The sequence below is a fragment of the Parapedobacter lycopersici genome (assembly GCF_040395035.1).
Taxonomy (GTDB): domain Bacteria; phylum Bacteroidota; class Bacteroidia; order Sphingobacteriales; family Sphingobacteriaceae; genus Parapedobacter; species Parapedobacter lycopersici_A.
In genome coordinates this window covers 49,260-75,245 of record NZ_JBEBRB010000006.1, presented here as the reverse complement: position 1 = coordinate 75,245, position 25,986 = coordinate 49,260, and the positions used below count along the sequence as shown (strand labels likewise).

General features: G+C 49.8%; 29 protein-coding genes. 12 read left to right on the top strand and 17 right to left on the bottom strand.

The genetic code is table 11. The features are described from left to right. Positions 1 to 20: 20 nt before the first annotated feature. The 4 genes from ABWO75_RS03240 to pdeM are packed head-to-tail and all read left to right on the top strand — an operon-like array spanning position 21 to position 5,686. Positions 21 to 1,025: a ligase-associated DNA damage response exonuclease gene (locus ABWO75_RS03240; RefSeq protein ID WP_353182500.1), complete on the top strand. Its 1,005-nt coding sequence runs from the start codon at positions 21 to 23 to the stop codon at positions 1,023 to 1,025. After that, entirely contained in the window at positions 1,022 to 2,620 is a 1,599-nt protein-coding gene (locus tag ABWO75_RS03235; RefSeq protein ID WP_353182498.1) for an ATP-dependent DNA ligase, read from the top strand. Before ABWO75_RS03240 ends, ABWO75_RS03235 begins: the two co-directional genes overlap by 4 nt. Then, complete coding sequence (locus tag ABWO75_RS03230) at positions 2,617 to 5,028, top strand: ligase-associated DNA damage response DEXH box helicase (RefSeq protein ID WP_353182496.1); 2,412 nt, start codon at positions 2,617 to 2,619, stop codon at positions 5,026 to 5,028. The genes ABWO75_RS03235 and ABWO75_RS03230 overlap by 4 nt, the downstream gene beginning before the upstream one ends. After that, positions 5,018 to 5,686 (top strand): ligase-associated DNA damage response endonuclease PdeM, encoded by a 669-nt coding sequence (gene pdeM, locus ABWO75_RS03225; protein ID WP_353182494.1) that lies wholly within the window; start codon positions 5,018 to 5,020, stop codon positions 5,684 to 5,686. The genes ABWO75_RS03230 and pdeM overlap by 11 nt, the downstream gene beginning before the upstream one ends. Here the strand turns inward: pdeM and ABWO75_RS03220 are convergent. The 6 genes from ABWO75_RS03220 to ABWO75_RS03195 all read right to left on the bottom strand — a co-directional run bounded on the left by ABWO75_RS03220 (position 5,679) and on the right by ABWO75_RS03195 (position 9,907). Beyond that, positions 5,679 to 6,011 carry a hypothetical protein gene (locus tag ABWO75_RS03220; protein WP_353182492.1) on the bottom strand — a complete coding sequence of 111 codons (333 nt, stop codon included), beginning with the start codon at positions 6,009 to 6,011 and terminating at the stop codon, positions 5,679 to 5,681. The genes pdeM and ABWO75_RS03220 overlap by 8 nt on opposite strands. Positions 6,012 to 6,080: 69 nt before the next feature. After that, complete coding sequence (locus ABWO75_RS03215) at positions 6,081 to 7,076, bottom strand: alpha/beta fold hydrolase (RefSeq protein ID WP_353182490.1); 996 nt, start codon at positions 7,074 to 7,076, stop codon at positions 6,081 to 6,083. A gap of 20 nt (positions 7,077 to 7,096) precedes the next feature. Beyond that, the gene (locus tag ABWO75_RS03210; RefSeq protein ID WP_353182488.1) at positions 7,097 to 7,477 is read right to left on the bottom strand and encodes an SRPBCC domain-containing protein; all 381 of its coding nucleotides are present in this window, start codon (positions 7,475 to 7,477) and stop codon (positions 7,097 to 7,099) included. 46 nt (positions 7,478 to 7,523) lie between these two features. Then, positions 7,524 to 8,735, bottom strand: a complete 1,212-nt coding sequence (locus ABWO75_RS03205) for an NAD(P)/FAD-dependent oxidoreductase (protein WP_353182486.1) — start codon at positions 8,733 to 8,735, stop codon at positions 7,524 to 7,526. 42 nt (positions 8,736 to 8,777) lie between these two features. Continuing rightward, positions 8,778 to 8,981, bottom strand: a complete 204-nt coding sequence (locus tag ABWO75_RS03200; RefSeq protein WP_353182484.1) for a hypothetical protein — start codon at positions 8,979 to 8,981, stop codon at positions 8,778 to 8,780. A 227-nt stretch (positions 8,982 to 9,208) separates the two neighbouring features. Continuing rightward, entirely contained in the window at positions 9,209 to 9,907 is a 699-nt protein-coding gene (locus ABWO75_RS03195; protein WP_353182482.1) for a hypothetical protein, read from the bottom strand. Between the two features lie 142 nt (positions 9,908 to 10,049). Here ABWO75_RS03195 and ku point away from each other — a divergent pair, with 142 nt between their 5' ends. The 4 genes from ku (at position 10,050) to ABWO75_RS03175 (ending at position 13,454) form a co-directional block, all read left to right on the top strand. Next, on the top strand, positions 10,050 to 10,805 hold the full coding sequence (gene ku, locus ABWO75_RS03190) for a non-homologous end joining protein Ku (protein WP_353182480.1): 756 nt from the start codon (positions 10,050 to 10,052) through the stop codon (positions 10,803 to 10,805). 36 nt (positions 10,806 to 10,841) lie between these two features. Next, positions 10,842 to 11,537, top strand: a complete 696-nt coding sequence (locus ABWO75_RS03185; protein ID WP_353182478.1) for a DUF421 domain-containing protein — start codon at positions 10,842 to 10,844, stop codon at positions 11,535 to 11,537. Between the two features lie 255 nt (positions 11,538 to 11,792). Further along, positions 11,793 to 12,308, top strand: coding sequence for an RNA polymerase sigma factor (locus ABWO75_RS03180; RefSeq protein ID WP_257658101.1), 516 nt, complete (start codon positions 11,793 to 11,795; stop codon positions 12,306 to 12,308). Between the two features lie 48 nt (positions 12,309 to 12,356). Beyond that, positions 12,357 to 13,454 carry an AI-2E family transporter gene (locus tag ABWO75_RS03175; RefSeq protein WP_353182475.1) on the top strand — a complete coding sequence of 366 codons (1,098 nt, stop codon included), beginning with the start codon at positions 12,357 to 12,359 and terminating at the stop codon, positions 13,452 to 13,454. Between the two features lies 1 nt (position 13,455). Here the strand turns inward: ABWO75_RS03175 and ABWO75_RS03170 are convergent, their stop codons facing one another. The 6 genes from ABWO75_RS03170 to ABWO75_RS03145 form a co-directional block, all read right to left on the bottom strand. Beyond that, positions 13,456 to 14,520, bottom strand: coding sequence for a DNA topoisomerase IB (locus tag ABWO75_RS03170; protein WP_353182473.1), 1,065 nt, complete (start codon positions 14,518 to 14,520; stop codon positions 13,456 to 13,458). Continuing rightward, a complete protein-coding gene (locus ABWO75_RS03165) occupies positions 14,492 to 14,746 on the bottom strand; it encodes a hypothetical protein (RefSeq protein ID WP_353182471.1) in 255 nt (84 codons plus the stop codon). Before ABWO75_RS03165 ends, ABWO75_RS03170 begins: the two co-directional genes overlap by 29 nt. 55 nt (positions 14,747 to 14,801) lie before the next feature. Next, positions 14,802 to 15,005, bottom strand: coding sequence for a hypothetical protein (locus ABWO75_RS03160; RefSeq protein ID WP_353182469.1), 204 nt, complete (start codon positions 15,003 to 15,005; stop codon positions 14,802 to 14,804). A 110-nt stretch (positions 15,006 to 15,115) separates the two neighbouring features. After that, the gene (locus tag ABWO75_RS03155) at positions 15,116 to 15,484 is read right to left on the bottom strand and encodes a response regulator transcription factor (RefSeq protein WP_353182467.1); all 369 of its coding nucleotides are present in this window, start codon (positions 15,482 to 15,484) and stop codon (positions 15,116 to 15,118) included. A 153-nt stretch (positions 15,485 to 15,637) separates the two neighbouring features. Then, positions 15,638 to 16,138, bottom strand: a complete 501-nt coding sequence (locus ABWO75_RS03150) for a CinA family protein (RefSeq protein ID WP_353182465.1) — start codon at positions 16,136 to 16,138, stop codon at positions 15,638 to 15,640. 8 nt (positions 16,139 to 16,146) lie between these two features. Next, the gene (locus ABWO75_RS03145; RefSeq protein WP_353182463.1) at positions 16,147 to 16,407 is read right to left on the bottom strand and encodes a hypothetical protein; all 261 of its coding nucleotides are present in this window, start codon (positions 16,405 to 16,407) and stop codon (positions 16,147 to 16,149) included. A gap of 175 nt (positions 16,408 to 16,582) precedes the next feature. Here ABWO75_RS03145 and ABWO75_RS03140 point away from each other — a divergent pair, with 175 nt between their 5' ends. Both ABWO75_RS03140 and ABWO75_RS03135 read left to right on the top strand, forming a co-directional pair. Then, positions 16,583 to 17,518 (top strand): glucose 1-dehydrogenase, encoded by a 936-nt coding sequence (locus ABWO75_RS03140; RefSeq protein ID WP_353182461.1) that lies wholly within the window; start codon positions 16,583 to 16,585, stop codon positions 17,516 to 17,518. Between the two features lie 94 nt (positions 17,519 to 17,612). Then, positions 17,613 to 19,787 (top strand): bifunctional alpha,alpha-trehalose-phosphate synthase (UDP-forming)/trehalose-phosphatase, encoded by a 2,175-nt coding sequence (locus ABWO75_RS03135; protein ID WP_353182459.1) that lies wholly within the window; start codon positions 17,613 to 17,615, stop codon positions 19,785 to 19,787. Positions 19,788 to 19,808: 21 nt separating this feature from the next. On the opposite strand, the gene ABWO75_RS03130 is transcribed toward ABWO75_RS03135, so the two are convergent. Genes ABWO75_RS03130 through ABWO75_RS03115 form a run of 4 tightly spaced genes read right to left on the bottom strand, consistent with a single transcriptional unit; the run spans position 19,809 to position 23,621 of the window. Further along, on the bottom strand, positions 19,809 to 21,593 hold the full coding sequence (locus ABWO75_RS03130) for a glycoside hydrolase family 15 protein (protein WP_353182457.1): 1,785 nt from the start codon (positions 21,591 to 21,593) through the stop codon (positions 19,809 to 19,811). Positions 21,594 to 21,634: 41 nt separating this feature from the next. Then, entirely contained in the window at positions 21,635 to 22,417 is a 783-nt protein-coding gene (locus tag ABWO75_RS03125; RefSeq protein ID WP_353182455.1) for a metallophosphoesterase family protein, read from the bottom strand. Beyond that, a complete protein-coding gene (locus ABWO75_RS03120; protein ID WP_353182453.1) occupies positions 22,414 to 23,148 on the bottom strand; it encodes a nucleotidyltransferase in 735 nt (244 codons plus the stop codon). Before ABWO75_RS03120 ends, ABWO75_RS03125 begins: the two co-directional genes overlap by 4 nt. Before the next feature lie 14 nt (positions 23,149 to 23,162). Then, positions 23,163 to 23,621, bottom strand: a complete 459-nt coding sequence (locus ABWO75_RS03115) for a hypothetical protein (RefSeq protein ID WP_353182450.1) — start codon at positions 23,619 to 23,621, stop codon at positions 23,163 to 23,165. Positions 23,622 to 23,757: 136 nt separating this feature from the next. Between ABWO75_RS03115 and ABWO75_RS03110 the strand changes: the two genes are divergently transcribed. Together ABWO75_RS03110 and purB are read left to right on the top strand one after the other, a co-directional pair. Next, positions 23,758 to 24,030, top strand: coding sequence for a hypothetical protein (locus tag ABWO75_RS03110; RefSeq protein WP_353182448.1), 273 nt, complete (start codon positions 23,758 to 23,760; stop codon positions 24,028 to 24,030). A gap of 43 nt (positions 24,031 to 24,073) precedes the next feature. Further along, a complete protein-coding gene (gene purB, locus ABWO75_RS03105) occupies positions 24,074 to 25,417 on the top strand; it encodes an adenylosuccinate lyase (protein ID WP_353182446.1) in 1,344 nt (447 codons plus the stop codon). Positions 25,418 to 25,426: 9 nt separating this feature from the next. Here the strand turns inward: purB and ABWO75_RS03100 are convergent, their stop codons facing one another. Beyond that, positions 25,427 to 25,948 carry a TlpA family protein disulfide reductase gene (locus ABWO75_RS03100; protein ID WP_353182444.1) on the bottom strand — a complete coding sequence of 174 codons (522 nt, stop codon included), beginning with the start codon at positions 25,946 to 25,948 and terminating at the stop codon, positions 25,427 to 25,429. Positions 25,949 to 25,986: the final 38 nt, after the last annotated feature.

Sequence of the window (25,986 nt, the reverse complement as noted above, 5' to 3'; positions counted from 1 at the left end):
ACAGCCAGGGACAAGCAGCTATGAAACGGTTATTACAGGTAAACGACAGGGGGATTTATTGCGAGCGGGCCGACGTATATATAGACCCCTGGCAACCGGTACAACGTGCGCTCATCACACATGCCCATAGCGACCATGCCCGGTGGGGCAACGGGCAGTACCTTTGTCACCACGATACCGCTCCGATCTTAACCCTAAGGCTGGGTGCCGATATCCGGATCCAGCGCGTGTCTTACGGTGAACCGATACAAATCAACGGCGTGACATTCAGTTTTCACCCGGCTGGGCACATCCTTGGGTCTGCGCAGATCCGAGTGGCCTATAAAGGTGAGATCTGGTTAGTAACGGGCGATTATAAATTGCTCAATGACGGATTAAGCCAACCTTATGAGCCCATAGTTTGCCATCACCTGATTACGGAATCTACCTTTGGACTGCCGGTATACTCCTTTAAGTCCCCTTTTGCTGTCTATAAAGAAATAAAGGACTGGTGGCGGGAAAATCAGCAGGAAGGCGTGAATACGGTATTACTCTGCTATGCGCTGGGGAAAGCACAGTCCATTTTAAATCAGCTACGTGAAGAAACAGATGTCCCTATCCTGCTGCATGGTGCCGTGGCCAACGTAAATGGAGCCCTCGCCGCACGGGGCTATCATTTTCCGGGGCAATGGATGGAAACGGAGCCAATGACCAAGGTACCGAAGGGGGCATTGATTCTCGCTCCTCCATCAGCCCTCGGATCGCCCTGGATGCGGCGACTGGGCAATTATCGGGTAGCCCTGTGCAGCGGATGGATGCAACTGCGCGGCGCGCGGCGAAGACGCGGGGTGGATAAAGGGTTTGTGCTTTCGGACCACTGTGATTTCCGGCAGCTTAACGAGGCTATTGATGTAACCGGAGCCGAACACATCTATGTAACGCATGGCTATGAAAGCCAGTTTACCCGTTGGGTACGCGAGGAACGGGGATTGCCAGCCGAAATTATGAACACCCTGTATGAGGATATGGAACTGGAAGAATTATGAGAGTGTTTGCACAGCTTTTTGAAGCCATCGACAGTTCGACCAAAACCAGCCGCAAGGTGGCCGCCATGACCGACTATTTCAACCGCGTATCCGATGAAGAGAAATTGTTTGCCGTTGCGCTGCTGATCGGCAATAAACCGAAACGCCCGGTAGCGACCACGTTGCTACGGGAATGGGCTTCCGCACGCGCGGGCATCCCATCTTGGCTCTTTGAAGAAAGCTATTACGCCGTTGGCGACCTGGGCGAAACGCTTACGCTGCTTATGCCGCAGCAGTCGCGGCCGGAGGAAATGCCTACACTGAAGGCCGTATTTGCGACCATGACCGCGCTGCGGCAATATGGCCCGACGGAACAGCGGGAAATACTGTATACCTTTTGGTCAACACTCGGGGGTACGGCCTTGTTCCTCTTCAATAAAATGCTGACGGGCAGCCTGCGTGTCGGCGTTTCGCGTAAGCTCGTGATCAATGCGCTTGCCAGGCACCTGGACCGGGATGAGGCAACGGTAGCCCATCAACTGATGGGCAAATGGGACCCCATGACCACCCGTTTTACCGACTTGTTTCCCCAACAGGGGACAGCGCTTCCCCACCACATCCCCTACCCTTTTTACCTCGCTTATGCGCTGGACCGGGAACCAGCCGATCTGGGCGACATCAACAATTGGCTCCTGGAGAAAAAACTTGACGGTATCCGCGGCCAGCTGATCCGCCGCAACGGGGAGTTATTCATCTGGTCGAGGGGCGAGGATTTGCTCACCGATAAGTTTCCCGAGTTTGGACCGCTTACAACCCTTTTGCCGGATGGTACCGTCATTGACGGCGAAATTATCCCCTGGAAAGACGGTCATCCATTGCCCTTTGCACGGATGCAGACGCGTATCGGGCGCAAAAGCCTTTCGACAAAAATGCTACAGGAAGTGCCCTTGGTAATGGTTTGCTTTGATCTGCTGGAGTACGAGGGCAGGGATATCAGGCATGAACCGCTCATGATCCGGCGGGCGTGGCTTGCGGCACTCATCGATAACCCCGCACGACAGCACATTCTGCTGCGATCGGAAGAAATGGCATTCCCTGACTGGCAGGCGGCAGCCGAGTTTCGGGAACGGGCGCGGCAGTTTCATTGCGAAGGGCTGATGCTCAAACAACGGCAAAGCGCTTATGGCGTGGGGCGAAGGAAAGGCGACTGGTGGAAGTGGAAAGCCGACCCGTTTTCCATCGATGCCGTCATGATTTATGCCCAGAGCGGCCACGGCCGGCGGGCAAATCTGTATACCGATTATACATTTGCTGTGTGGGACGGCGACACCCTGGTTCCCTTTGCTAAAGCCTATTCCGGCCTGACCGATACGGAAATCAAATCGCTTGACCGCTGGATTAAGCAGAACACAATCGAAAAATTCGGCCCGGTACGGCGCGTCAAGCCCGTACACGTTTTTGAAATCGGCTTTGAGGGCGTCCAGGCAAGTAACCGCCATAAGTCTGGTGTGGCACTTCGGTTTCCCCGTATGCTGCGATGGCGGCTGGACAAAACGGCGGCCGAAGCTAATACAAAAGACGATTTGCTGAATCTTTTACGTTTATATGGACAATGAACGCTTTTGCCTCCGCATATTTTTTCAATAAACAGTGGACGCCGCACCCTTTTCAGGAGGCCTGCTGGGCCGCCATGGCCCAGGGGAAATCCGGATTACTGAACGCGCCCACCGGTTACGGCAAAACCTTTGCAATGTGGTTCGGCATCCTGGATCATTATTATCGCCAGGACACGGCGACTGGCCGTCGGGGATTACACACGCTCTGGATCACGCCGCTCCGTGCATTGTCAAAGGAAATATTACTGGCTACACAGGACGTAAGCCAGGAACTGGAACTGGATTACCGCATTGAGCTGCGTACGGGGGATACACCTACCCACGAGCGGCAGCGGCAGCGGCGACACCCACCCCAGGCGCTGATTACCACACCGGAAAGCGTACACCTCCTTCTGGCGAGCAAAGGATACCGATCTTTCTTTGAAAACCTGGCTTTTATTATTGTGGATGAATGGCACGAGTTGCTGGGCAATAAACGGGGTGTATTGGCCGAGCTGGCTATCCAGCATCTGCGGACTATCCAGCCTGCGCTTATGACCTGGGGTATTTCTGCCACCATCGGCAACCTGGCGGAGGCAAAGTCCATACTTACGCGTGACGAGGGAAGCGCATTGATACGGGCGGATATCGAAAAAGCCATCCGCCTAGAGACGCTGTTTCCGGACGAGCTGGAGAAATACCCCTGGAGCGGCCACTTGGGCACCAGATTGGTGGCTAAAGCGCTGGACGTCATCTACGCAAATCATACCACGCTGCTTTTTACCAATACGCGGTCACAGGCAGAAATCTGGTATCAGAAGTTATTGGAAGCGGATATCCGTTTAGCGGGTCAGCTGGCGCTGCACCACGGCTCGCTGAGTGAGGAACTCCGGCTATGGGTAGAGGACATGCTGCGGCAGGGAGAACTTAAGGCGGTTGTATGTACCAGCAGCCTCGATTTAGGGGTAGACTTTCCCGCGGTGGACTGCGTGATCCAGATTGGGTCGCCGAAGGGGATTGCCCGTTTTTTACAACGCGCCGGCCGAAGCGGGCATCGACCCGGCGCCGTCAGCCAGATTTATTTCCTCCCCACACACTCGCTGGAAATCATGGAGGGAGCCTCCCTCACGTATGCGATCGGGCAGCACATGATCGAGGAACGGCTTCCTTTTATCCGAAGTTTCGACCTGCTCATCCAGTTTATGATGACACTGGCGGTGAGCGACGGTTTCCGGGCTGATGCACTTTTTGACGAGGTGACCCGGACGCATTGTTTCGAAAAGATCACCCGCGACGAGTTTGATCAGTGTTTACTACTGATTACACAAGGGGGTAACACGCTGCACGGCTATGATGAATTCCATAAAGTGGTGGTGGAAGATGGCCTTTATAAAGTGGTATCCCGGAAGGTTGCCATGCAGCATCGCTTAAGCATCGGTGCTATTGTGTCCGATATGATGATGCGGGTGGTATTCAAATCCGGCAAGTACCTGGGTGTGGTCGAAGAATGGTTTATCAGCCGCCTGTCGGTGGGCGATGTCTTCTGGTTCGGCGGCAGGTCCCTGGAATTATTATATATCCGCGAAAACGCCGCTGTGGTAAAGCCATCCCACGCTACCCGGGCAGCCGTCCCTTCCTGGCTGGGGGGAAGGTTTCCCATATCCGTCGATTACGGAAAGTCTATCCGCCATGTGCTTGACGATCCCCATGGCAACTATCCCGAACTCGCTTTCCTGCGGCCGCTGTTTGATGAACAGCAAACCCGTTCGCATTTGCCCCGGGAGAACGAATTGCTGGTTGAATACAATCAATCCAAATACGGGTACCACCTTTTTGTATATCCATTTGAGGGAAAACTTGTACATGAGGGGATGGCTGCTATCCTGGCGTACCGGATTGGGCAGGCGAACCCCCGCAGTTTCAGTATCAGCAGCAATGACTACGGATTTGAGCTCCTGTCGGCCGAGCCTTTTGAACTGGACCGGCAACAGGTGGTCCAGTTGTTTGATCCGGCGGCCCTGATGCATGACATTAACCACGGCGTCAATGTGGAAGAAATGGCAAAGCGGACTTTCCGCGACATTGCATCCATTTCCGGACTAATGTTCAATGGGTATCCGGGAAAACAGCAGAAAACGAAACACCTGCAGGCGCACGCTTCGCTTTTTTTTAAGGTTTTTGCTGAATATGAACCGGAAAATCTCCTGTATCAACAAGCATTCGATGAGGTGTACGACCTGCAGTTGCAAATGGCCCGGATGCACCGGGCTTTCCTGCGGATGCAGCAGCAGCAGCTTATTTATATGAAAAATGACCGGTTTTCCCCTTTTGCATTCCCTATCTTTACCGAGTCTTTCCGGACAAGATACAGTAACGAAGACTGGACAAAACAATTGGAAAAACTAAAAAAGGAACTGCATGTGGGGTAACGCGCTCCCAATTACCCTGGGCGGGATAGCGGTATACCTCCTCCCCCAGCGGGCCCTGTACATCCCCGCGCACCAGTTATTGGTTATCGCCGATTGGCACCTGGGCAAAATACAGCATTTTCGGAAAAACGGGATATTTATTCCTCAGAACACCTTAGCCGACGAACTTCAGCAGCTTACTGCGTTAACTGCGGTATATCCGACACGGCATGTATTATTTCTGGGCGACCTGTTCCATAGCAGCTGGAACCCGGAATGGGATATGCTGCTCACGTACTTAGCGGAGCGTACGTCATTAACATTCAGCTTGATCATTGGCAATCATGACATCATCGATTTTGACCGCAACGGTTCCGGCCGTTTAGCGCTATATGATCGGTGGGAATTGGATAATCAGCTGATCTTTACCCATCAGCCAATGGCGAGTGTCCCCGATGCTTTTATCAATGTGACGGGTCACGTACATCCCGGTTATACGATCCGTGCCAGGGGAAAGCAGCGGTACCGGCTGCCGTGTTTTTACCGGGAACGGCAGACCTTTATTCTGCCGGCATTCGGTAAATATACGGGATTGCATACGGTATCGCCCGCTGAAGACGCGGCCATTTACCTCATTGTGGGCGATGAGGTAGTACATCACCGGCCCCGGCTTAGATAGCGTCTACCTCATCGACGGCGACGTCCTTTATAAAGGTATCGTAGAAGGGATTATCCTGATCGGAATAAGTACCATAAGCATTGAGCAGGAATCCCCTTTCACCATCAGCAGCCTGTATGGCGTAAACAATGGCCATGTCGGCCGGGTCAGATGCCCCTTCAAACCGGTAAATTTTGACGATTGTCAGCTGTTCGGGTCCATAGGTCTTTTCCCCGCCTTCCAGCCGGGCTCCCGTTTTGGTTATTGTTAACTCCCGTCCGTAACCTTTTTCCTTAAGGCGCGTCAATACCACGGAAAGTGGTGTCATGGTTGCGTATGTACTCATCACGTTAGTATTTACTAAAAGAACACCGTGATGCGGTGAATGTTTTAGCACGCCGCCATCGGGTACTTGTTAATCCTTCAGAAAACGAAGTAACGGCTCAATGAACCGGTCAAAAGCCTCGATATGGGGCATGTGGCCCACATGTTCAAGTTCCACTAAGGTTGATCCTGCTATACGTTGTTGCGCAGCCTTACCCAGGTGCTGGTAAAGGCCCATCGTTGCGCGGACAGTCTCGGACACCTGCTGCTTACCAATGGCAGTGCGGTCACGCGTACCGATAATCAGTAAGGCAGGTGCCTTAATCTGTTCCATTTCATAGTAAACCGGCTGGGTGAAAATCATGTCTGAGGTAAGCGCATTGTTCCAGGCTACCAGCGGATAGTCGGGGTGATCTACCCATCCGGTCAGCAGGTATACCCATTCGTCGTACTCCGGGCGCCATTTTCCGTCGTAGTAATTGTCCAGCTGGTATTTCTTAACCGAATTGAAATCGGCATTCAGCTCTTTTTGGTATAACTGATCGATGGCCGTGTACGGCGCTACCAATTTCCAGTCTTCTAATCCGATGGGGTTTTCAAGCACCAGCTTTTTAACCACCGCGGGATACATCAGGGTAAACCGCATGGCCAGCATGCCACCCATGGAATGGCCCAGTAGATGAACCTTGCTGATGTTCAGCGTTTCCAGCATTTTCATTGTGTTTTGTGCCAACTGCTGGAAACTATACTGGTAATGTGCGGGTTTGGTCGACTTTCCGAATCCGATCTGGTCGGGCACGACCACCCGGTAGCCGGCGCGGGTAAGTGCCTTGATGGTGGTTCCCCAGTAAGCGCCATTAAAATTCTTGCCATGAAACAACATCACCGTTTCACCATTGGGTTGTTCCGGGTGTACGTCCATGTATGCCATCTGCAGCGGTTGCTGCTGATTTTCCAGTGCCAGCAAATGCACCTCGTAGGGATAGTCATAATTGGAAAGATCAATGTCCAGCACCTCCCGCTGCTGGCCATGGGCGGATACCGATAGGATGACCAGGCCCATGATGCAAAAAAAGAATCGCTTCATCGCCATTGGATTAAAATCCGTTATTCCATATAAAAATCAATCAGTGCGGCGGCATAGGTATTTTGCCAACCGTCCACGATGTCATCATAAGCTTCATCGGGTATGTTGGACTGCCGGACTTCCATGGACGTACCCTGTTTATGTTCGTGAAGCTTGATGGTAACGATCGATTGCTCCGTCTCATCGCCGAAATACCATTCCTGCACTATTTTTCTATCCGGCTCAAATGCCAGGTTCTTTCCAGCAATTGACCCGCCCCACATGGAGAATTCGGTATCGGGAACCGCTTCCATCTGCGCTTCCTCGCCGGTCCACAAATGGATAGTTGTTTCCACCGTTAATGCCAGGTAAACCTGGGACGGGGATGCAGGTATGATAAAGTATGCCTTGTAATCTTTCATCTTTTAAGCAAATTTACGTTTTTTATCCTACATCACGCGTTTGAAGTTAGTAGCTTCGGTCAAAACCGAAGATCTTAATTCGTTCATCGTCCTTGCCGAGCAAACTGTGCTTAATTACCTGCGCAGCTATCATACTGAATGTAATACCATTGCCCCCGTAACCCAGTGCAAAAAACATGCGGTTCTTACCTGGCCATGAACCGATATAGGGGAGACCGTCTTTTGTGGTACTGAACGTACCACACCATGCCATATCGACCTCAAACGGAATGTCTGGGTAAATTTTTCCGAACTTCTGTTTCAATTGTTCGACCTTAGCGCGAAGTTGCCTGTCCCTTCGCTCTGCGTCTTTGTAGGGAATATCCACCCCGCCGATCATCATCCGGTTATCGGATGTGGTGCGCATATAGAAATAGGGTTTCCGGGTTTCCCAGATCAAGCTCCGTTCCGGCCAAAGCTGGTCTTCATCCACCGGCTGGGAAATCAGGACATAGGTCGAATCCAGATCCATAACCTTTCTCGGCAAAAAGTACCCCGCTTCGAATCCGGCTGCAATCACAACATATTTAGCTTGTATCCGGAACCCATCTGCTGTTACCAAATCATAACCGTACTTCGTCTCCTGATATCCCCTGATTTCCGTTGGCGAAAACACGCGGAGGCCATTACGCCGCTCGTGATAGTTCAACAGATAAGTGGCACCCCGATAACAGTCCATTTGGGCAGCCTCCGTATTTTTAAGTGCAGCGGGTGCCTTAAGCCGATGTTTCTTCCAAAGCTCGTCTGTATCCAGCCAGGTAACGGGAAACCCATATTTCTGCCTAGCAGTCAGCTCGCTTTCCAGCAATCGCTTTCCTTTTTTATTACTTGCGAGATAAATACTTGATATGCGACTGAAATCGGGGTTATGGTTTACCTGACTGAATACATTTTCAATATCAGCGATCGCTTGTAAACTTGCCTGATAGGCTTTTACCGCTGCATCTGTTCCTATTAAACGCTCCATATCCGCAAGCGGGACATCGATTTCATATTGCAGCAAGGAAGTGCTTGCGGCGGTGCTGCCTGTTGCAACCGTACGTTTATCAAAGACCGCGCAGTCAATTCCGGCACCACAGAGTTCGTGAGCGGTTAACGCACCTGTTATGCCGGAGCCGATAATGGCTACATCAACCCGCATATCGGCTTTTAATGGATTGTAATGATTGATTAATTGGTTTTTTATCAGCCAGTAGGGTAATCCGGAATACAGATCCATAAGCGTAAATGAAAATTACGGATGTTTATCCATTGCGTGTAGCTAGCCCTCCATATCCAAAAACCATTTCTTAGCTCTGCGGACGGCCTCGCGATACAGCAACGGTCCCTCGATACGTCCGGACGCATACAACTGGTTCGCGATTTCCACCGCCTTTTCCTGCACATTCGGATTTAAGTTGTCCTCGTCGAATGGAAAGTTATTTACGGTCCACTTTAGGTTTTCGTTCTGCCGGTAAATTTTCATGCCTGACGTTGTTTTAAAAATCATGAAACGTGTCGGACGATTCTGTTTCCCTATCCGTACAAACCCGTTCATTGCGTGCCATGCTTTTTCTTACAACCCCTGACCGGGTTAATTGTTTCGGATAGCGCCGTTTCCACCGAATATCAACGGTGCCAGCATCATTGCATATTCATGCCCTGCGCCACGCATATCGGAATCCGGCACCCCGGGATTTCATGAATACCGCTTCAAGTGTTTTCCCCGTCTATTTCCTTCGCCAGTCCTGCTTCCTCTTCCAGTGTTTCAGCAGCCTCATACCCTTCCTCTTTTTCCAGTTCTGTCACCAGCTCCATGATGTCGTCGGGCGACAGGTAAAGCTCGGCGATTTTATCGCGATAACGGGCCGGCAGTTCCGTATGATCCAGAATGAAATTTTTTGTTGCCACGAGGTGTGGTCCTATACCGTGATTGGTGGCAAAGGTATCGGCTGTCCGTTCCGCTTTGCGGATGTATTTTTTCGAGAGCCCGTAGGAAATGCCGAACACGGCCATGTCCCACGCACTCCGGCGTTCGTAATCCATAATGTGACCCAGTTCGTGACCGATCCAGCCAATAAGCACGCTGTCCGGTATCTGGCGCAGGGGGTCGATGTGATGCTTCAATTTAAACACGGGGTTGATGAGGATGGAGTAAGCACGTTTGTCTTTACCTTTCAGCAGCGAAGCCACTACCGGCCGCGCGGCCATGACCGAGCGCTTCAACCGGCGCGTAAATACAAAGCGGATGGTTGTTTCCTCCAGTTCCGGATAATGGGAAAGCGCAGTAAGCACCTGCCGTTCGATAGCATGCGGAATCTGCTTGTTCTTCTTATAAATGGAAAGTTCACGGGTAGTATCCGGTTGGCCCGGCAGCTGCGATGTTAATAAAGCAAATAATAAAAACGTCATACTTATGTAACGGTGTTTTTCATGAAAGGTTTAATATCGCACAATCCGGTTCAGCCGGACATCCGCTGCACAGGAAAGCGAACACGCGACGAAACAGTTTGGCAGTCTGACTGTTAATACCAGTAAATTAACCACAGAAACTATGCGTGCAATATGGACTGGAGCCATCGGATTTGGTTTGGTGAACATTCCTGTTAAGTTGTTCAGTGCCACGACAGCCAGCCGACCCGACCTGGACATGCTGGATCGTAAGGACCATGGACGTATCCGGTACAAAAGGGTAAACGAAAATACCGGAAAGGAAGTAGACTGGGACAATATCGTCCGCGGCTTTTACCTGGATGATCGGTATATCATCCTGGACGAGGCCGATTTTGAAGAGGCAAGCCCTGAAAAAAATAAAATTATCAACCTGCAATCTTTTGTCAGGGAAGAAGAGATCGATGCGATTTATTACGATACGCCGTATTACCTTGAGCCGCAAAAAGGCGGTGAAAAAGCCTATCGGCTATTACTGAAAGCACTGGAAAAAACAAAAATGGCGGGCTTGGCCACTTTTGTTATGCGTACTACGGATAACCTGGCGGTTATCCGGCCGCACGACCAGTTGCTTCTTCTGAATACGTTACGTTTTGAAGAAGAAATCCGTGAACCGGAAGACCTGAAACTACCGGGTAACATACGCCTTAATAAGGAAGAGATGAATATGGCTGTTGAGTTGATTAAGCGCCATAACCGGAAGTTTGACATCAGCGGCTACCGGGATGAATACAGCAAGGACCTGATGAAAATCATCCAGGCGAAGGCGAAAGGTAAGCGTCCGGCTATCCGGAAAATACAGGTAAAAAACACCAAAGCAACCGATCTGCTGGAGCAATTGAAAGCCAGCCTGGCATAACACGAACATCTCGAATAAACGGCGATTATTAACCCTATGGAATCTTTTGATTGGCAGCAAATTTTCATCAATGAATTAACTGGCCAGTTCGTCCTGGAAATCATTTTTCGAACGGCCTTTATGTTTGTCGTGGTGCTGGTCATTCTGCGGCTCTCGGGCAAACGGGGTATCCGGCAGCTTTCGATCTTTGAGTTGGCCATTATCATCAGTCTGGGTTCGGCAGCCGGAGATCCGATGTTCAACGAAGATATTGCGGTGTTGCCTGCCGTCATCGTGTGCATCACTACCATTGGCCTATATCGTATTATTACCTGGATCACACCCAAATCTGAAAGCTTTGAGCGAATACTGGAGGGTGAACCGGTATATATTGTCGAGGAAGGAATTATGGTCTTTAAGGACGACGCCAAGGATACGCTATCAAAAGATGAGTTTTTTGCCGAACTCCGGGAAAAGGGGGTGGAGCACCTTGGCCAGGTTAAAACGGCCATTCTGGAGACTAATGGGAATATGAGTGTATTTTACTATCCGAATGAAAAAGTGAAACCGGGACTTCCTATCCTGCCAAAAATATATAACCAGCGTACGGCAAGAGTAGACAATACGGGGTTATATGCTTGTGCGTATTGCGGCCAGGTGAAGCAGCTGGTTAGTGGCCGGCATGCCTGCGCAAGGTGCAGGCACAGTGAATGGGTAAAAGCGCAAGCGTCAAAACGTACCAATTTACCGTAGCCTTTGGATTATTTTACTTTTTTTCAAACAAAATAGCGGCGGTTCTGTTTCTTCAATTACAACTAACACTACTAAAATGAAAATATAACGCCATCAGTTAAAAATCTCGTTCATATGAAAAGAAATTTACCGGGATGATAAAAATCAGTGTGTCAAACAGGTTCATGCTACTGGTTTAACGTGAATTGCGCAAAGGTAATACCGTCGGTTAAACCCCGCGATTAGCGGAATTAACGAATAAATAAATTATCGATTATGAATAAGATAGAATTTAATACCTTAGTAGTCAGAGAAGTTGGTTCATTGAATAATTACGCATTGTATTTTACGCATAACGAGGAAAATGCACATGATCTGGTGCAGGACACCATGCTTAAAGCATTTTCCTACTATAATAAATTCAGGGAAGGCACCAATCTACAAGCCTGGCTTTACACCATTCTGAAGAATACGTTCATTAATTATTACCGCCGCCAGACGAAGACCAACAGCATCATCCTTAAATCAAACGAAATTTCATCGGCTGATTTGTTTAAAAGTGCCTGCAACAACAGTGCAGAGGGAAAATTTATGATGCAGGATATCCAGTCCGCACTGTCCAAATTGCCCGAAGAATATTACCTGCCATTTTCGATGTATTTTGAAGGATACAAATACCATGAGATTGCCGAACATTTCCGCATACCCATCGGAACGGTAAAAACACGGATCCATGTAGCCCGTCAGCAACTCAAGAAAAAGCTGAAGTGCTATTCACAGGCAGCTGATTAATCAGCATTACCCTTATTCATAACGTGCATGATATAATCCGGAGGCTGTATGCAGATACATCGCACGACACGTGCTGCCAATATTGTCGTTATATCAGCCGTATCCATTATTGCACTTTATCTCGCCGCTCCGTTTCTTATTCCATTGTCGCTCGCTGCACTGCTGGCGATGCTGTTTTACCGGTTCAGTGAATGGCAGGAACGGAAAGGCGTACCTCGTGGTCTATCCGCGCTGTTTTCAGTGCTTGCACTGTTGGGCACGGTTATATTAATAGGCTTTATCCTGGCTTGGCAAATCAGCGGCCTGACCGACAATTTCGATAAGATGAAGGGACAGGTTATTTCGCAGTTCCGTATGCTCCGTGAATGGATAAGCCGGTCGACCGGCATTGATTTCATACAACAACAGCAGCTGGTTGCCCAGCAAGCCCAGGGCAGCGGGTCCCAGGCAGGTAATTTCTTCCTGAAGTTTATTAACAAACTGACCGGGCTATTGGTCGATGCCGTGCTGGTGGTGGTATATACCTACCTGCTATTGTATTACCGCTCACACATCAAACGATTTATCCTGAAAGCGGTTCCTCAGTCAAACCGGGACCACGTACGCACGATTATCCGCAAATCCGTCGACGTATCAGGCGATTACTTGATCGGTCTATTTAATATGGTGGCCATTTTATGGGTTATGTACAGCATTGGATTCAGTCTTGTAGGACTGACGGGAGCGGTATTTTTTGCCATATTATGCGGCATTTTCGAGATCGTCCCGTTCATCGGTAACCTCGTCGGCAATCTGGTAGCAGTATTGGCCGTACTGGCCCAGGGCGGCGACGCGGCAATGGTATTGGGTATCCTGGCGGTTTACCTGACCATTCAGTTTCTGCAAAGTTATATTCTGGAACCGCTTGTTGTCGGACAGCGGGTAAACATAAATCCGCTGTTTACGATCATCGCCCTGGTGGTTGGCGAGTTACTTTGGGGTATTGCCGGTATGGCGATGGCCATTCCTCTGCTGGGAATTGTAAAGATAGTATGCGACAATGTACCTGAATTACATGCTTACGGGGCTGTGATCGGCCCGATCAGATCCCCGAATAGCCGCACATCGGTGTTAAACTTTTTGAAACGGCTTTTACCTGGGAAATAGGCTATTTATTTTTGCCTATGCGATTACGCAAAAATGCCAGCAAATGGGTTTCCGCCTGCTTCAATGTCGGCAACCTGCGGCGTTGCCTGCTTCGAAAAAGATAGGGCAGCAGCGTGCCATCTTCATAAGCAGCCAGGAGATTATCCGGCACATAATATTGCCTGCAAACGGAACGTGTATTACCCAAGCGTTCGGAAACGGCATCAAGCACTTCAATAATATTGGTCTTGCATGTTTTGTCATCGGTATATTCAGGATACCCGGCCAGCAGACGGAATGTCCAAAGACCGGCATACCAGGTACGGTAATCCTTCGACGAAAATGCAACCGTTGAATTTCGTTGCAGGTAACTGTTGATATCACGGGCACGGAGCCGACATGGTTTACCTGCCTCATCCACGTACTGAAAGAAGAAGGGTCCGGCCAATTGCTGCATTTCCATTAACCAGGCAGCTAGCCGGGAGTGCTGAAACCGTATTTCATGATATACTTTCTTTTTCCCAAGGAAACAGCAGGTGATGGTATTGTCCGAAATGTTGATGTGCTTCTTTTTAAGCGTGGTTAAGCCATGACTGCTGTAGCGTCGCAGGTATTGATCGCTACCTACCCGGATCAGTGTCTCCTCCATCACCCGAAGTGCAATGGCGATGGCTTTTTCCCTTACTGGCGTATGATACCGGAGATCGCGTGTCATCCGCCGCCTGATACGCGGTAATGCCTCGCCAAAGACCACCATCCTTTGCATTTTCTTCCGCTGCCTTTCCGCTGTCCACGCGGGATGATAAAGATATTGCTTCCTGCCCTCCTCGTCCACTCCAGTAGCCTGTAAATGTCCTTTTTTACTGGGGCAAATCCACACCTCACGCCAGGCAGGCGGAATGGCCAGTGCCCGGAAGCGGTCCAGCTTCTTTTCATCGGTTATCCGATTATTTTCAGGGTCTGCATAATAAACTCCCCTGCCTCGTTTGACGCGGGTATAGCCTGGTACGTTATCCGGGATGTACCGTAATCTGGTTCGGGGCACAGCAGGCCGGGATTCACCGTCCCTGCTCGGTTTGTCCATCATAGGTAGCAATAAAATCGAGGCCTTCCTGGGTAATCTCCAGCATTTTATTCCCGGGAAGCTGGCTGTCTTTCATGGCGTAGGTTACCAGATAGCCCGCTCCACGCAATTCGGCTACGGCACTAAACAGTTCGGAAGGGTCGACATGAAGTTCCTCAGCAAATTTTTGTATCGAACCAACCGACCACCTCCCCAATAGCTGCAACAGCTGTTGTGCAACATAAGTCATCCTGTATTTCCTCCATGTACATATACACGGCCGGGGATGGAATGTTTTAGGTTTTCTATTTTTTTCCGAACTGGCCCTGGACCTCATTAAAAAGCAGTGCCATCTTAAAATTTTCAAGGCTTCGAAAAGACGCATCGTCATTGCTGCTGTCATGTTTATTCCAATCCCTCCGGCCTGAATCGGATAATTGTGCTGAACCAAGGGAAGAGGCAGCCAGCATAGCGCCTGCCAAATTACGATGTACTTTGTTTGCTTTCATACCAATCTGTGTTGATTCACTGAATTTATTAAATGACTCCCTGGGGCCAATGCCCCCTCAAACATATACATCGATGGATTAAAGTTCAAAAACACTAAGAGCTCACCAATTCAGGAAAGGCTTTTAGGGTAATGTTCATTGATCGCATCAATCACGTCATATATTTCAAACGGTTTGCGTATGTACGCATTGGCACCACAGTTCGCTGCAATATCCTGAATCTCCCGCACCGCCGAGATCATAATGATCGGAATCTCGGCCGTGTCTTTATTTGACCTCAGCTCCCGGCAAAGATTGCTGCCCCAGCACCAGCTTAGCCCTTCATCCATGAGGATAAGACCTACTTCCCCATCTGCCAGGTATTTATACATTGACTTTCCACTATCCGTGATCACTTCATAATGCTCGTATTGCATGATTTCGGAAACGATTTCTGCCATGTCCGGATCGTCTTCGATGTAAAGAATTTTTTTCTTCATTGAAGTAGTGCGCTGGAAAAATGTAAGAATAATTTAAGTTTATATCCCCTAAAAAACGATTATATACTGCTCAAATGGTTACTTTGGGAAGTATACAATATATACGTCTTTTTGTTTCAAAAATTTTTACAAGATAAACATATTTATTCAGCATTAAAAATGCCGTATCAGGTAATTGGCGATCTCCGATACGGTCTGCAACACGATGGTTTCTGGACTTCCCTCGAATGTTTTCCGAAGGCTAACCTCTCCACGGCTGTCCAGCAGGTGGATAAACATGGTACCTACTGGTTTTGCTGCGCTCTCGCTGCCGCCGGGATGCGTCAGTCCGGTTACGGCAATGTAGATGTCCGCGTCGATCCAGTTTCTTAATCCAAGGGCCAGCAAACGGGTTACCTCGCTGGATTCTGCGGTGTGACGTTCAATGACTGCCATGGGCACCCCCAGTAAGGTATGCTTAATGCAGGCGTCATAACACACGATGGATCCCTTGAGAAACGCTCCTGCATTCGGCGCAAGGGTGAATTCGGCGCACAGGCGCCCCCCTGTTGCACTTTCGGCGAATGCAACCGTCAACTCCTTATCGGTGAGTAACCGCGCACAACGGGCTACTGCGGGCAATGGCACCGGATCGTTTTGGTGTATATTAAGCATGTATCTGGTTAATCCCGGTCTTTATCCGGTCCGGCCGGATCACGATGTATGCGGTTTCCGCCCCCCGGTTTGGAATTGCCCCGTTGTGAGCCGGTCCCTTCGGGAAGGGTGTTCAACTGTTCGTCCTGCGGGTCAATGCCCCCTTCGTAATTCTTTTGCGCCTTTTTGTCCTTGAGATCGTGCCGTGCCCGAATCAGGTCAGGCGCCTTTTTATTGGGTAGCGCTTTTCCTCCGGCAGAGAGTGCCTCACTTTCTTTCTTAATTGCCATACGTAGCTGTCTTGTTGTTTCCCCTTAACAGTGGAGGCTGCTTAAATGTTTTGAAACGTAATGATGACAACCTCCTTTTAGATGGAAAGCGGCCGGCTGCAATAACGGATCCCATTAAATCAAAACTACACATCCGGTAAATTGTTAGTGGTATACAGTTCAGTAATAATTTTCAATGATGACGAATCAAACCAATCAGGAAGAAGGACACCCGGCCATCGGCACTGCGGGGAAACAGGTGAATCCGGCCGACCGTTACCCCAGCCCGCCTTTTCCAAAACAACCCCAGGAAATCCCCGGAAAGGAAAGCGACCTCGTACCCCGGGCCGACCATGGAGAAAAAACCTACCGCGGATCAGGCCGGTTAACGGGCAAAAAAGCCATTATCACCGGTGGCGATTCGGGAATTGGCAAAGCTGTGGCTATTGCATTTGCCCGTGAAGGGGCGGATGTGCTCATCAGCTACCTGGCCGATATGGAGGACGAGGATGCCGAAGATACCGCGGCTTACATACGGGAAGCCGGACAGCAGGCGGTATTGATTAAAGGTGATATCAGCCGGGAGCAACACTGCCAGCACATTATCGAAACAGCAGTAAGTGAATTTGGCACCGTTGACATACTGGTCAACAATGCGGCGTTCCAGATGTCGCGCAAAACCCTGCAGGACATTTCTGCCGACGAATGGCAAAAGACATTTGCCGTCAATATTCACAGCATGTTTTACCTGTGTAAGGCTGCCGTCCCGCATATGCGCCCCGGATCGAGCATCATCAATACGACATCGGTCAATGCTTATGAACCAAATGCCACGCTCCTCCCCTACGCTGCAACCAAAGCGGCAATCCAGAATTTTTCTGCTAATCTCAGTCAGATCCTGCTGGAGCAACGCAAGGGAATCCGGGTCAATGCGGTTGCACCCGGACCGATTTGGACGCCACTTATCCCGTCTACAATACCGGAACATGAACATTTTGGCGAAAACACTCCGTTTAAACGTCCGGGACAGCCTGCGGAAGTGGCAACCGCATATGTATTTCTAGCATCAGACGAGGCCAACTATGTATCTGGCGCAACGTTGCCGGTTACCGGTGGACGGATTACGATCTGATTGCGGAAACGGATTATATTGATTATATTAAGCACCAAGTAACTACGATTGTGCTTGATGGACGCGATGCCCATCAGCGTGAAACCAAAGAAGCGTGAGTAAAACCATTATTGTCTCCAACCGGTTACCCGTCAGGATTTCTGAAGGCGCGGACGGACCGGAACTCCAGCCCAGCGAAGGCGGACTGGCCACAGGGTTGGCATCTATCCATAAACAAGAAGGAAATATCTGGATCGGGTGGTCGGGATTATACATCGCGGATGCAGACCAACAGGCTTATTTCCGGACGGCCCTGAAAAAACAGCAATTGGTGCCGCTATTTTTGACCGAGGAAGAAATCAACGGATTTTACGAAGGTTTTTCCAATGAGGTACTCTGGCCAATTTTCCATTACATCAGTACGTATGCCAATTATGACATCAATAATTGGGAAACCTACAAACGCGTAAACGAGCGTTTCCGTGATGCCGTGCTGGAACATGCGGAGGCGAACGACACGATCTGGATTCACGATTACCAGCTGTTGCTGCTGCCGGGCCTGATTCGCCAGGCATTGCCGGATGCCACCATTGCTTTCTTTCAACACATCCCATTCCCTTCGCAGGAGCTTTTCCGTCTGATTCCATGGCGCAGCGAACTGCTGGGCGGCATGCTGGGCGCCGATTTACTGGGTTTTCATACGTTTGATGATGTCCGGCACTTTGTAAGTTCAGCCACCCGGCTCTCGCCAATACACAGCCGCTTTAACCGTCTGGAGGTGGATGGGCGCGCTGTTTTCGCCGAACCTTACCCCATGGGTATTGACAGTGAAAAATTTGCGCGGCTTTCGGTCGACGAAGGGGTGTTGAAACGGGTCCGGGAGCTGAAACAGAACTTTGACGGGCAAAAAATTATCCTTTGCATTGACCGCCTTGATTACAGCAAGGGCATCATACAGCGACTTAACGCTTTTGAGCTGCTGTTCAGCGAACATCCCGAGTACTTGAAAAAGATTACGCTGTATATGGTAGTGGTTCCCTCGCGGGACACGGTGCCGGAGTACCGCAGATTAAAGGAGCATATCGACCAGCTTGTTGGTAATATCAATGGGCGATATGGCACATTTGACTGGTATCCGATCGCTTATTTTTATCACGGTTACCCCATGGAAGAGATTACCGCGCTGTATAATGCCGCTGATATCTGCCTGGTGACGCCGATGCGCGACGGGATGAACCTCGTATGTAAGGAGTATGTCGCCTGCCGGAAGAATCTTGACGGGATCCTGATCCTAAGTGAAATGGCCGGAGCATCCAAGGAGCTGATCGATGCGCTGATCGTAAACCCGAATAACATCCACGACATCAGGGATGCGCTGTTGACGGCGTTGGATATGCCCCGCGAGGAAGAACGACGAAGGATGGAAAACATGCGCGCATTGGTGTTTAAATTCACCGTACACCATTGGGCCAGATTATTTATGAACCGATTAAAAGAAATCAAATCATTGCAACAATCGACAAAAGCCAGGCTGGTACACGAGGAAATTAATGACCGTATTATTTCAGCTTACCGGCAGGCGTCCAGCAGGTTGCTACTGCTCGACTACGACGGAACGTTGGTCGGGTTTCACGACGACATTGACAAAGCCTCTCCCGACGAGGCGCTTTACACGCTTTTGAACGCCCTGGACCGCGATGTGGCCAATCACATGGTGATTATCAGCGGCCGAAAACACCAAACACTGGACAAATGGTTTAATGGAACCAGGTATAGCCTCGTGGCCGAGCATGGGGTATGGACCAAGGATCCGGAAACACCCTGGCGGCTTAAATCCGGATTATCCAACCGATGGAAAGAAGAGGTCGGCGTCTTAATGGAATCGTATGCCGACCGGACGCCGGGCGCTTTTGTAGAGGAGAAGAGCTTTTCGCTTGCGTGGCACTACCGCAAAGTAGAAACCGGCCTGGGGATCCTCCGAGCCAACGAACTGATTGACAGCCTGAAAAATTTCTCTTCAACCTTTGGCCTTCAACTGCTGGATGGCGACAAAGTGGTGGAGATAAGGAGTGCCGAAGTAAATAAGGGACGGGCAACACTGGATATCCTGCATGGCAATCATTATGATTTTATACTGGCCATTGGCGACGACCGCACCGATGAGGATACATTCGAAGTGCTCCCCGAAACGGCCATTACCATTAAAGTGGGGGATGTAATGTCCGCTGCCCGCTACTATGTCAAGCGGTGGCAGGATGTGCGGCAGTTGCTCGGATCGCTCATTCAATAACAGACCGGCAGGCTCCGTTTTTTACGGAAGAAAGATCGGACGATCCAATTTCATTGAAATCCGGTAGGCTGCGTTCATCAACCCTACGTGGCTGTAAGCCTGTGGAAAATTACCCCACTGGCTTCCGTCGTTTTCATCGACATCTTCACTGAATAGCATCAGGTGGTTGGAATAACTCAATAGCCGTTCAAATGTCGAAACAGCTTCGTCAATGCGTCCAACGCATGCCAGTGCTTCCACATACCAGAAAGCACAGATTAAAAACGTGGACTTCGGCCGGCCAAAATCATCGGCATGGAGGTAACGGTAAAAAAGGCCCTGAGGGGTCTTCAATTCCTTTTCCAGCGCCCGGAGATGATGCTGCGCCCGGTCGGACGCCGGATCGAGATAATGCATCATGATCAGCTGTAGCGTACTGGCGTCCAGGTGCGGGCTATCTACCGCATTAGTATACACCTGTCGTTTTTCGTCGTAACACCGTTCGACATACTGGGCAGCCCGCTGCCTAAGTGCCTTGGCACGCTGGATGAGCTCGTCGTCACCGATGGCCACGCCGATTTTCTGGGCTGCAGCGCAGCCGGCCCATTGAAATAAATTGGAATAGCAGTGGTGATTGGCGAAATTCCGGAACTCCCATATCCCTGCATCCTGTTCGTCAATGGTCTCTTCTATTTTTTTAAGGATGTAATCTACCCATCTGGCAGTGTCCGATCGTTCCCTGAATACAAACCGGTGATCAGTATACAACGGCAGCAGGGCAATCATAGCCTGTCCGTATACGTCATTCTGAATGTGCTCATAAGCCTGGTTACCCACTCTAACGGGTTTATTGCCCTGATAACCGGCGAGATGGTCAAGCATTTTCTCGCTAAGCTTCAGCTGCCCGTTAATTCCATAAAGCGGCTGCAGCCGACCGGGGTCGGCATGTGTGATATCCGTAATATAATGCGCATATTGTTCCATTTCCTCAAACTGACCGATATGGTTCAGGGCCGAAAGGACATAATAGCTGTCCCGCAACCAGCAATATCGGTAATCCCAGTTCCGGCCACTGCCGGGGTATTCAGGCAGACTGGTGGTACTCGCGGCGATAATTGCGCCGGTATCTTCGTACTGGTGTAGTTTTAACGTAAGTGCCGAACGGATCACTTCTTCCTGATAAAACGTTGAAATGGTCGCATGTTTAATCCAGGTACGCCAATAGGTAATGGTTTCCCGCAGAAATTCTTCCACGGTCCGCTCAAGCGGAGCTTCCAGGGGATTCCCATACGTGAGTACGAGGTACTTGGTTTCGCTTAAAACGATTGGGGTTTCCCCGAAAAAATGACTTACCGGTATATTGGTTGTAAGCCGCAGCTGTTCTGTACCATTCCGGAATTCCACGTGGTTGCTGCCCCTGTATTTTTCGAAGTGCCCAAGGCCATGCGCGTGCACCGGCCGGCATTTGATACGGATCCGGGGCCGATCGGTCAGCGGTTCGATCTTACGGATCAGCATCAGCGGCTTGAAATAGCGCTGGTACTGCCTGAAGCGCGGGGCAAAATCCGTAATCCGATAGGTACCGTCACCGGCCGTTATTTCGGTGCGGATGATATTGGTGTTTTCAATGTAATACTGTTTGCTGCTGTAATCACCTACGGGAAGTATGGAGAATTCCCCGCCCTTGTCCTCATCGAGCATGCTGCCAAAAATAAATGAACTGTCAAACGACGGCCAGCACAACCAGGAAATATTGGTGTTCATCTGCACGTGAGCCATATAGGCGCAATTTCCGATAATGCCGCTTTGGTAGAGGTGTTTATTCATGTTATTATTATTCAAATTAATATGCTTCGTCCATTGATACCCTACTGAATACGTTGTGTTACGTCGTCTAGGGCTTCGACCTCCAGCAGGTGGAACGGTTGGATTTTACCCTGTCTGGCCAGCACCGGCAGGGATACGTTCCAGACGTTCGTACCGTCTGCAGTCTGCCCCTCGTATTGGCCCATATGCGCATGGCCATGAAAAACTGCAGCCACTTTATTGCGTTGCAACGGTTCCAAAAGGCGCGAAGATCCCAGGAAAGGATAGATCTCCAACGGTTCTCCCTCAACGGTGGCTGCCAGCGGCGCATAGTGCATGATAGCGATCTTATTCAATTGACCATGATGCTGCCCCAGTCGAGCAAGGGCGCGTTCCAGTTTGAGCGCCTCTTCCACGGCTTCCTGCACAAACGCTTTCATCATGCCCTCACCGAATTTAGCGAGCATATGATTGCCAAAACCACCGCCAAAGCCCTTTATCCCTGCAAAACCCACCCCCTGTATAATGGCTGATTCTCCATCCAGGATCTGAACGCCTGCTTCATTAAGTACCTGTTTGATTAGTTTCTGCCGGTCCTTTTCATAATCATGATTCCCCAACACCCCCACGACAGCTAGGTTACACCCTTTCAGTTCTTCCACCAACAATGCCGCCTCATCCTCATCGCCCGTATCTGTCAGGTCGCCCGCTAACACCAGGATGTCAGCCTCCTGACAGATTGCCTTGAAGTAATCTTTCCATTTCCCGCGATCGGTTTCACGGACATGCAAATCGGCTGTGGCCGCAATGCGGACCCGCTTTTTTACTGCTTCCATTGTGCTCATACGGTTTTAATGGTGTACGCTTTATATCCCCACGATTTGATATCGGTCGCATACTGGGTTTGATCAATTAATGGTCCACGGCATACTTTTTCAACGGGCGGAGGCAGTTCATATTGTTCCCGGGCCCGGGCCAGCAAATCGTGGTACAACCAATCCGGAATGATATCCCGGTAATCAGCCGGATAAACGAACTGAAAAATGGTCAGCTGTGAAAGTAGCAGGTGCCAATGTGCATCGAGCCGCTGCAGCAGGCGCGACCAATCCAGGCTACGCCCATATTTCAATAAAATATGATTAATGTCGGCGCTGTCATACCGCTCTCTGTTCTGAACGTATATTTTGCACCAGATCAATTCTTCCGGCGGAATGAATTTCACATCCAGGCCGCAGAAATTACCCTTCTGCGCATGATCGAACCATACATCGTCCACCGTGCAAATGTTGTTTACGGTATCAAAGATAATGTCGATAAAACAGTCATTTTTAAAGATTTTCGCAAGCCATCTCACGTCCGTCAGTTCCGTTCGGTATCCGTTATTGGCGAAACATTTCAGTATTTTTGGATAATCTGCTGCCCTGCAGAATACATCCAGGTCTTTGGTATCCCGAAAAATGCCGGTATATTGAACAACCGCGAAACCGCCGCCCACCATAAATTCACATCCTGAATCGAGCAGTAACTTCAATGCATCCCGATAAATAGTTGTCAGTTCCTGTTTCACTACTTTCATATCCGTGATTACTTTTATTCGGCGTTATCCGCTGTTTTCCGGATAAGAAGATGAAGTTTGGTGATGTTATAATCAAGCTCGTCCCGCTGGCTCTGGAGCATATCGCCGATCGTTTCATCCTGCAAGTCGGCTTGGGCCATTTCATAAGCCAGCTGCATCGCCTGCTCAATGTGCATCAGTTGCACCGTGGATGGTCGATCGCGTATGGCCGCCACCTGCCTGCACCAGGTTTCATAGAACGCCGGTCGGTCGGATTCATTCCCAATGTCCGACAGTTCACCATAGCCAGTTATTGCTTCAATAAGGGCCTGCTTGAACATGCGCGCTTGGGCAATCAGGTCTTCCAGTGCCGACCGCAATTCGATGGGATTTCCCGGCACATGCCGCACTAGCTCTTCGTACAGCGCGATGCGTTCTTTATGAATTGCAATCAGTGCAATAAGTATTTTATGTTGACTTTCATTATGATCCATGTGCGGAACGTCTGTTTGTCTGTTAAGGTAACAACCGTAGCCCGTTTTTGTTAACATGAATTCGAAATTGGCTTTTTTTAAAACATCTGGCAGAAGCCACTGTTGCTTTCAGTAAGCACACATAATACAGACGACGATGACTTCTTATTCGAACACTTCACAACAAAAAACACCGATCCTGAAAGCGGGCACGCTAGTCCTGCTGATTTCGGTTAGCCTGATGGTATTATCCTGCGGAAACCGCGGGCAAAATGAAGAACGATCGCCTTACCCTGACCGTTCGGTCGGCGATTCCATGTTAACTGATACACTGTCGGATGACTCCCCGACCTGGGGCGACACTTCGCGCGCCAGGAGCGTGGACTCATTAAAAACCACAGATTCCATGCAGAGTCCTTCGTTTCCCTAAGTTTCTCCCTACATTTTTTTACCTTTGCGACAAATCACAATGCATGGACTTATTACCGCTTACGGCTGTTTCTCCTGTTGACGGCCGCTACCATAACGCCACGAAGGAATTGGCGGACTACTTTTCCGAATATGCGCTCATCAAATACCGGGTGTTTGTTGAGGTTGAGTATTTTATCCGTCTTTGCAACAGCGGTATCCCGCAACTGCAGCATTTCGACGGCACACTTAATGGTAGATTAAGAGCCATTTACGAACAGTTTTCACTCGAAGATGCGCAATGGATCAAAACGAAAGAGAAAGAAACCAATCACGACGTAAAAGCGGTCGAATATTTCCTGAAAGACCGTTTTGAAGCAATGGGGTTGACCGATTCGCTCGAATTTATCCATTTTGGCCTGACTTCACAGGACATAAATAATACCGCCATTCCCTACTCCTGGAAGAAGGCCCTCATGGAGGTTTATCTGCCACAGCTGAATACGCTGATCGATGCGCTGGACCGCCTGGCTACCGATTGGTCAAAGGTACCTATGCTTGCCCGGACACATGGGCAGCCAGCTTCTCCTACGCGGCTGGGGAAGGAAATACGTGTCTTCACCGAACGGCTGATCGCGCAGCGCCAGCAACTGGAAGCGATACCCTATGGCGCTAAATTCGGGGGGGCTACCGGCAATTTCAATGCCCATAAGGTCGCCTACCCGGAAACGGATTGGGTTGCTTTTGGCAATGCATTCGTTGAGGACACGCTTGGTCTGCACCGTTCAAAAACCACCACCCAGATTGAGCATTATGATTATTTTGCCGCACATTGTGATGCGCTGAAACGCATTAATACGATCATGATTGACCTTTGCAGGGACATTTGGACGTATATCTCCATGGATTATTTCAAGCAGAAGATCACCAAAGGCCAGATTGGCTCGTCGGCTATGCCCCACAAGGTGAATCCCATTGATTTTGAGAATGCGGAAGGTAACTTGGGTATCGCCAGTGCGTTGCTGGAACACCTGGCGGCTAAATTGCCGATTTCCAGGTTGCAGCGCGACCTGACCGACTCCACTGTACTGCGTAACATCGGCGTTCCGATGGCGCATATATTGATTGCAATAAAATCAACCGTCCGTGGGCTTCAGAAACTCATTCTGAACGAAAACGCATTAAAAGCCGACCTGGAGCAAAACTGGGCTGTGGTGGCTGAAGCCATACAGACCATACTGCGACGCGAAGGCTATCCGAAGCCCTATGAAGCGCTTAAGGAACTGACCCGAACCAATGAGGCGGTGACACAAGAGGCAATTGCTGGCTTTGTGGACGGGCTTAACGTCGATGAGCGTGTAAAAACCGAACTTAAGTCCATCACACCGGCGAATTATACGGGGGTTTAAACCCGTCCGTTACCGGTCTGCGACCTCGTCGATGGCCCGCTGTATAGCTGGGTCATCGGCACTAATCGCATAATAGCTAGCGATATCACCTTTGGGATCAATGACCATGTACCGCGGAATCCAGTTCAGGTCGATGTAATTCGTAAATGCATTTTTCCACCCGGTTTTAAACCAGTAATGCTCACCTTTTAGCTGATATTTTTCAATCCCATCGGTCCATCGTTGCGCTTCTCGATCCAAGGAAAGGAATAAAAAATGAACATCCGGATTAGCGCGCTGGAGCGCATAAAGTGCCGGAAACCCCTTGATACAATCAGGACACCAAGTAGCCCATACGTATAGCAGCACAGTCTTTCCCCGGTTGGCAGCCAATACCTGGCCTACGGTGGTCTGCTCACCGTCCACCGCAAATAAACGCTGGGCCAAGGCGGAATCTACTAATACCGTTTTAGGCGTTGCGGGCGCTTCCTGGCCGGTGGCTACGGCAACAGTTATAAATAACCCGGCTAACAATAACTGAATCGCTTTCATCAAATTAGACGTAATTACTATAGCAGCAAAGATACGAG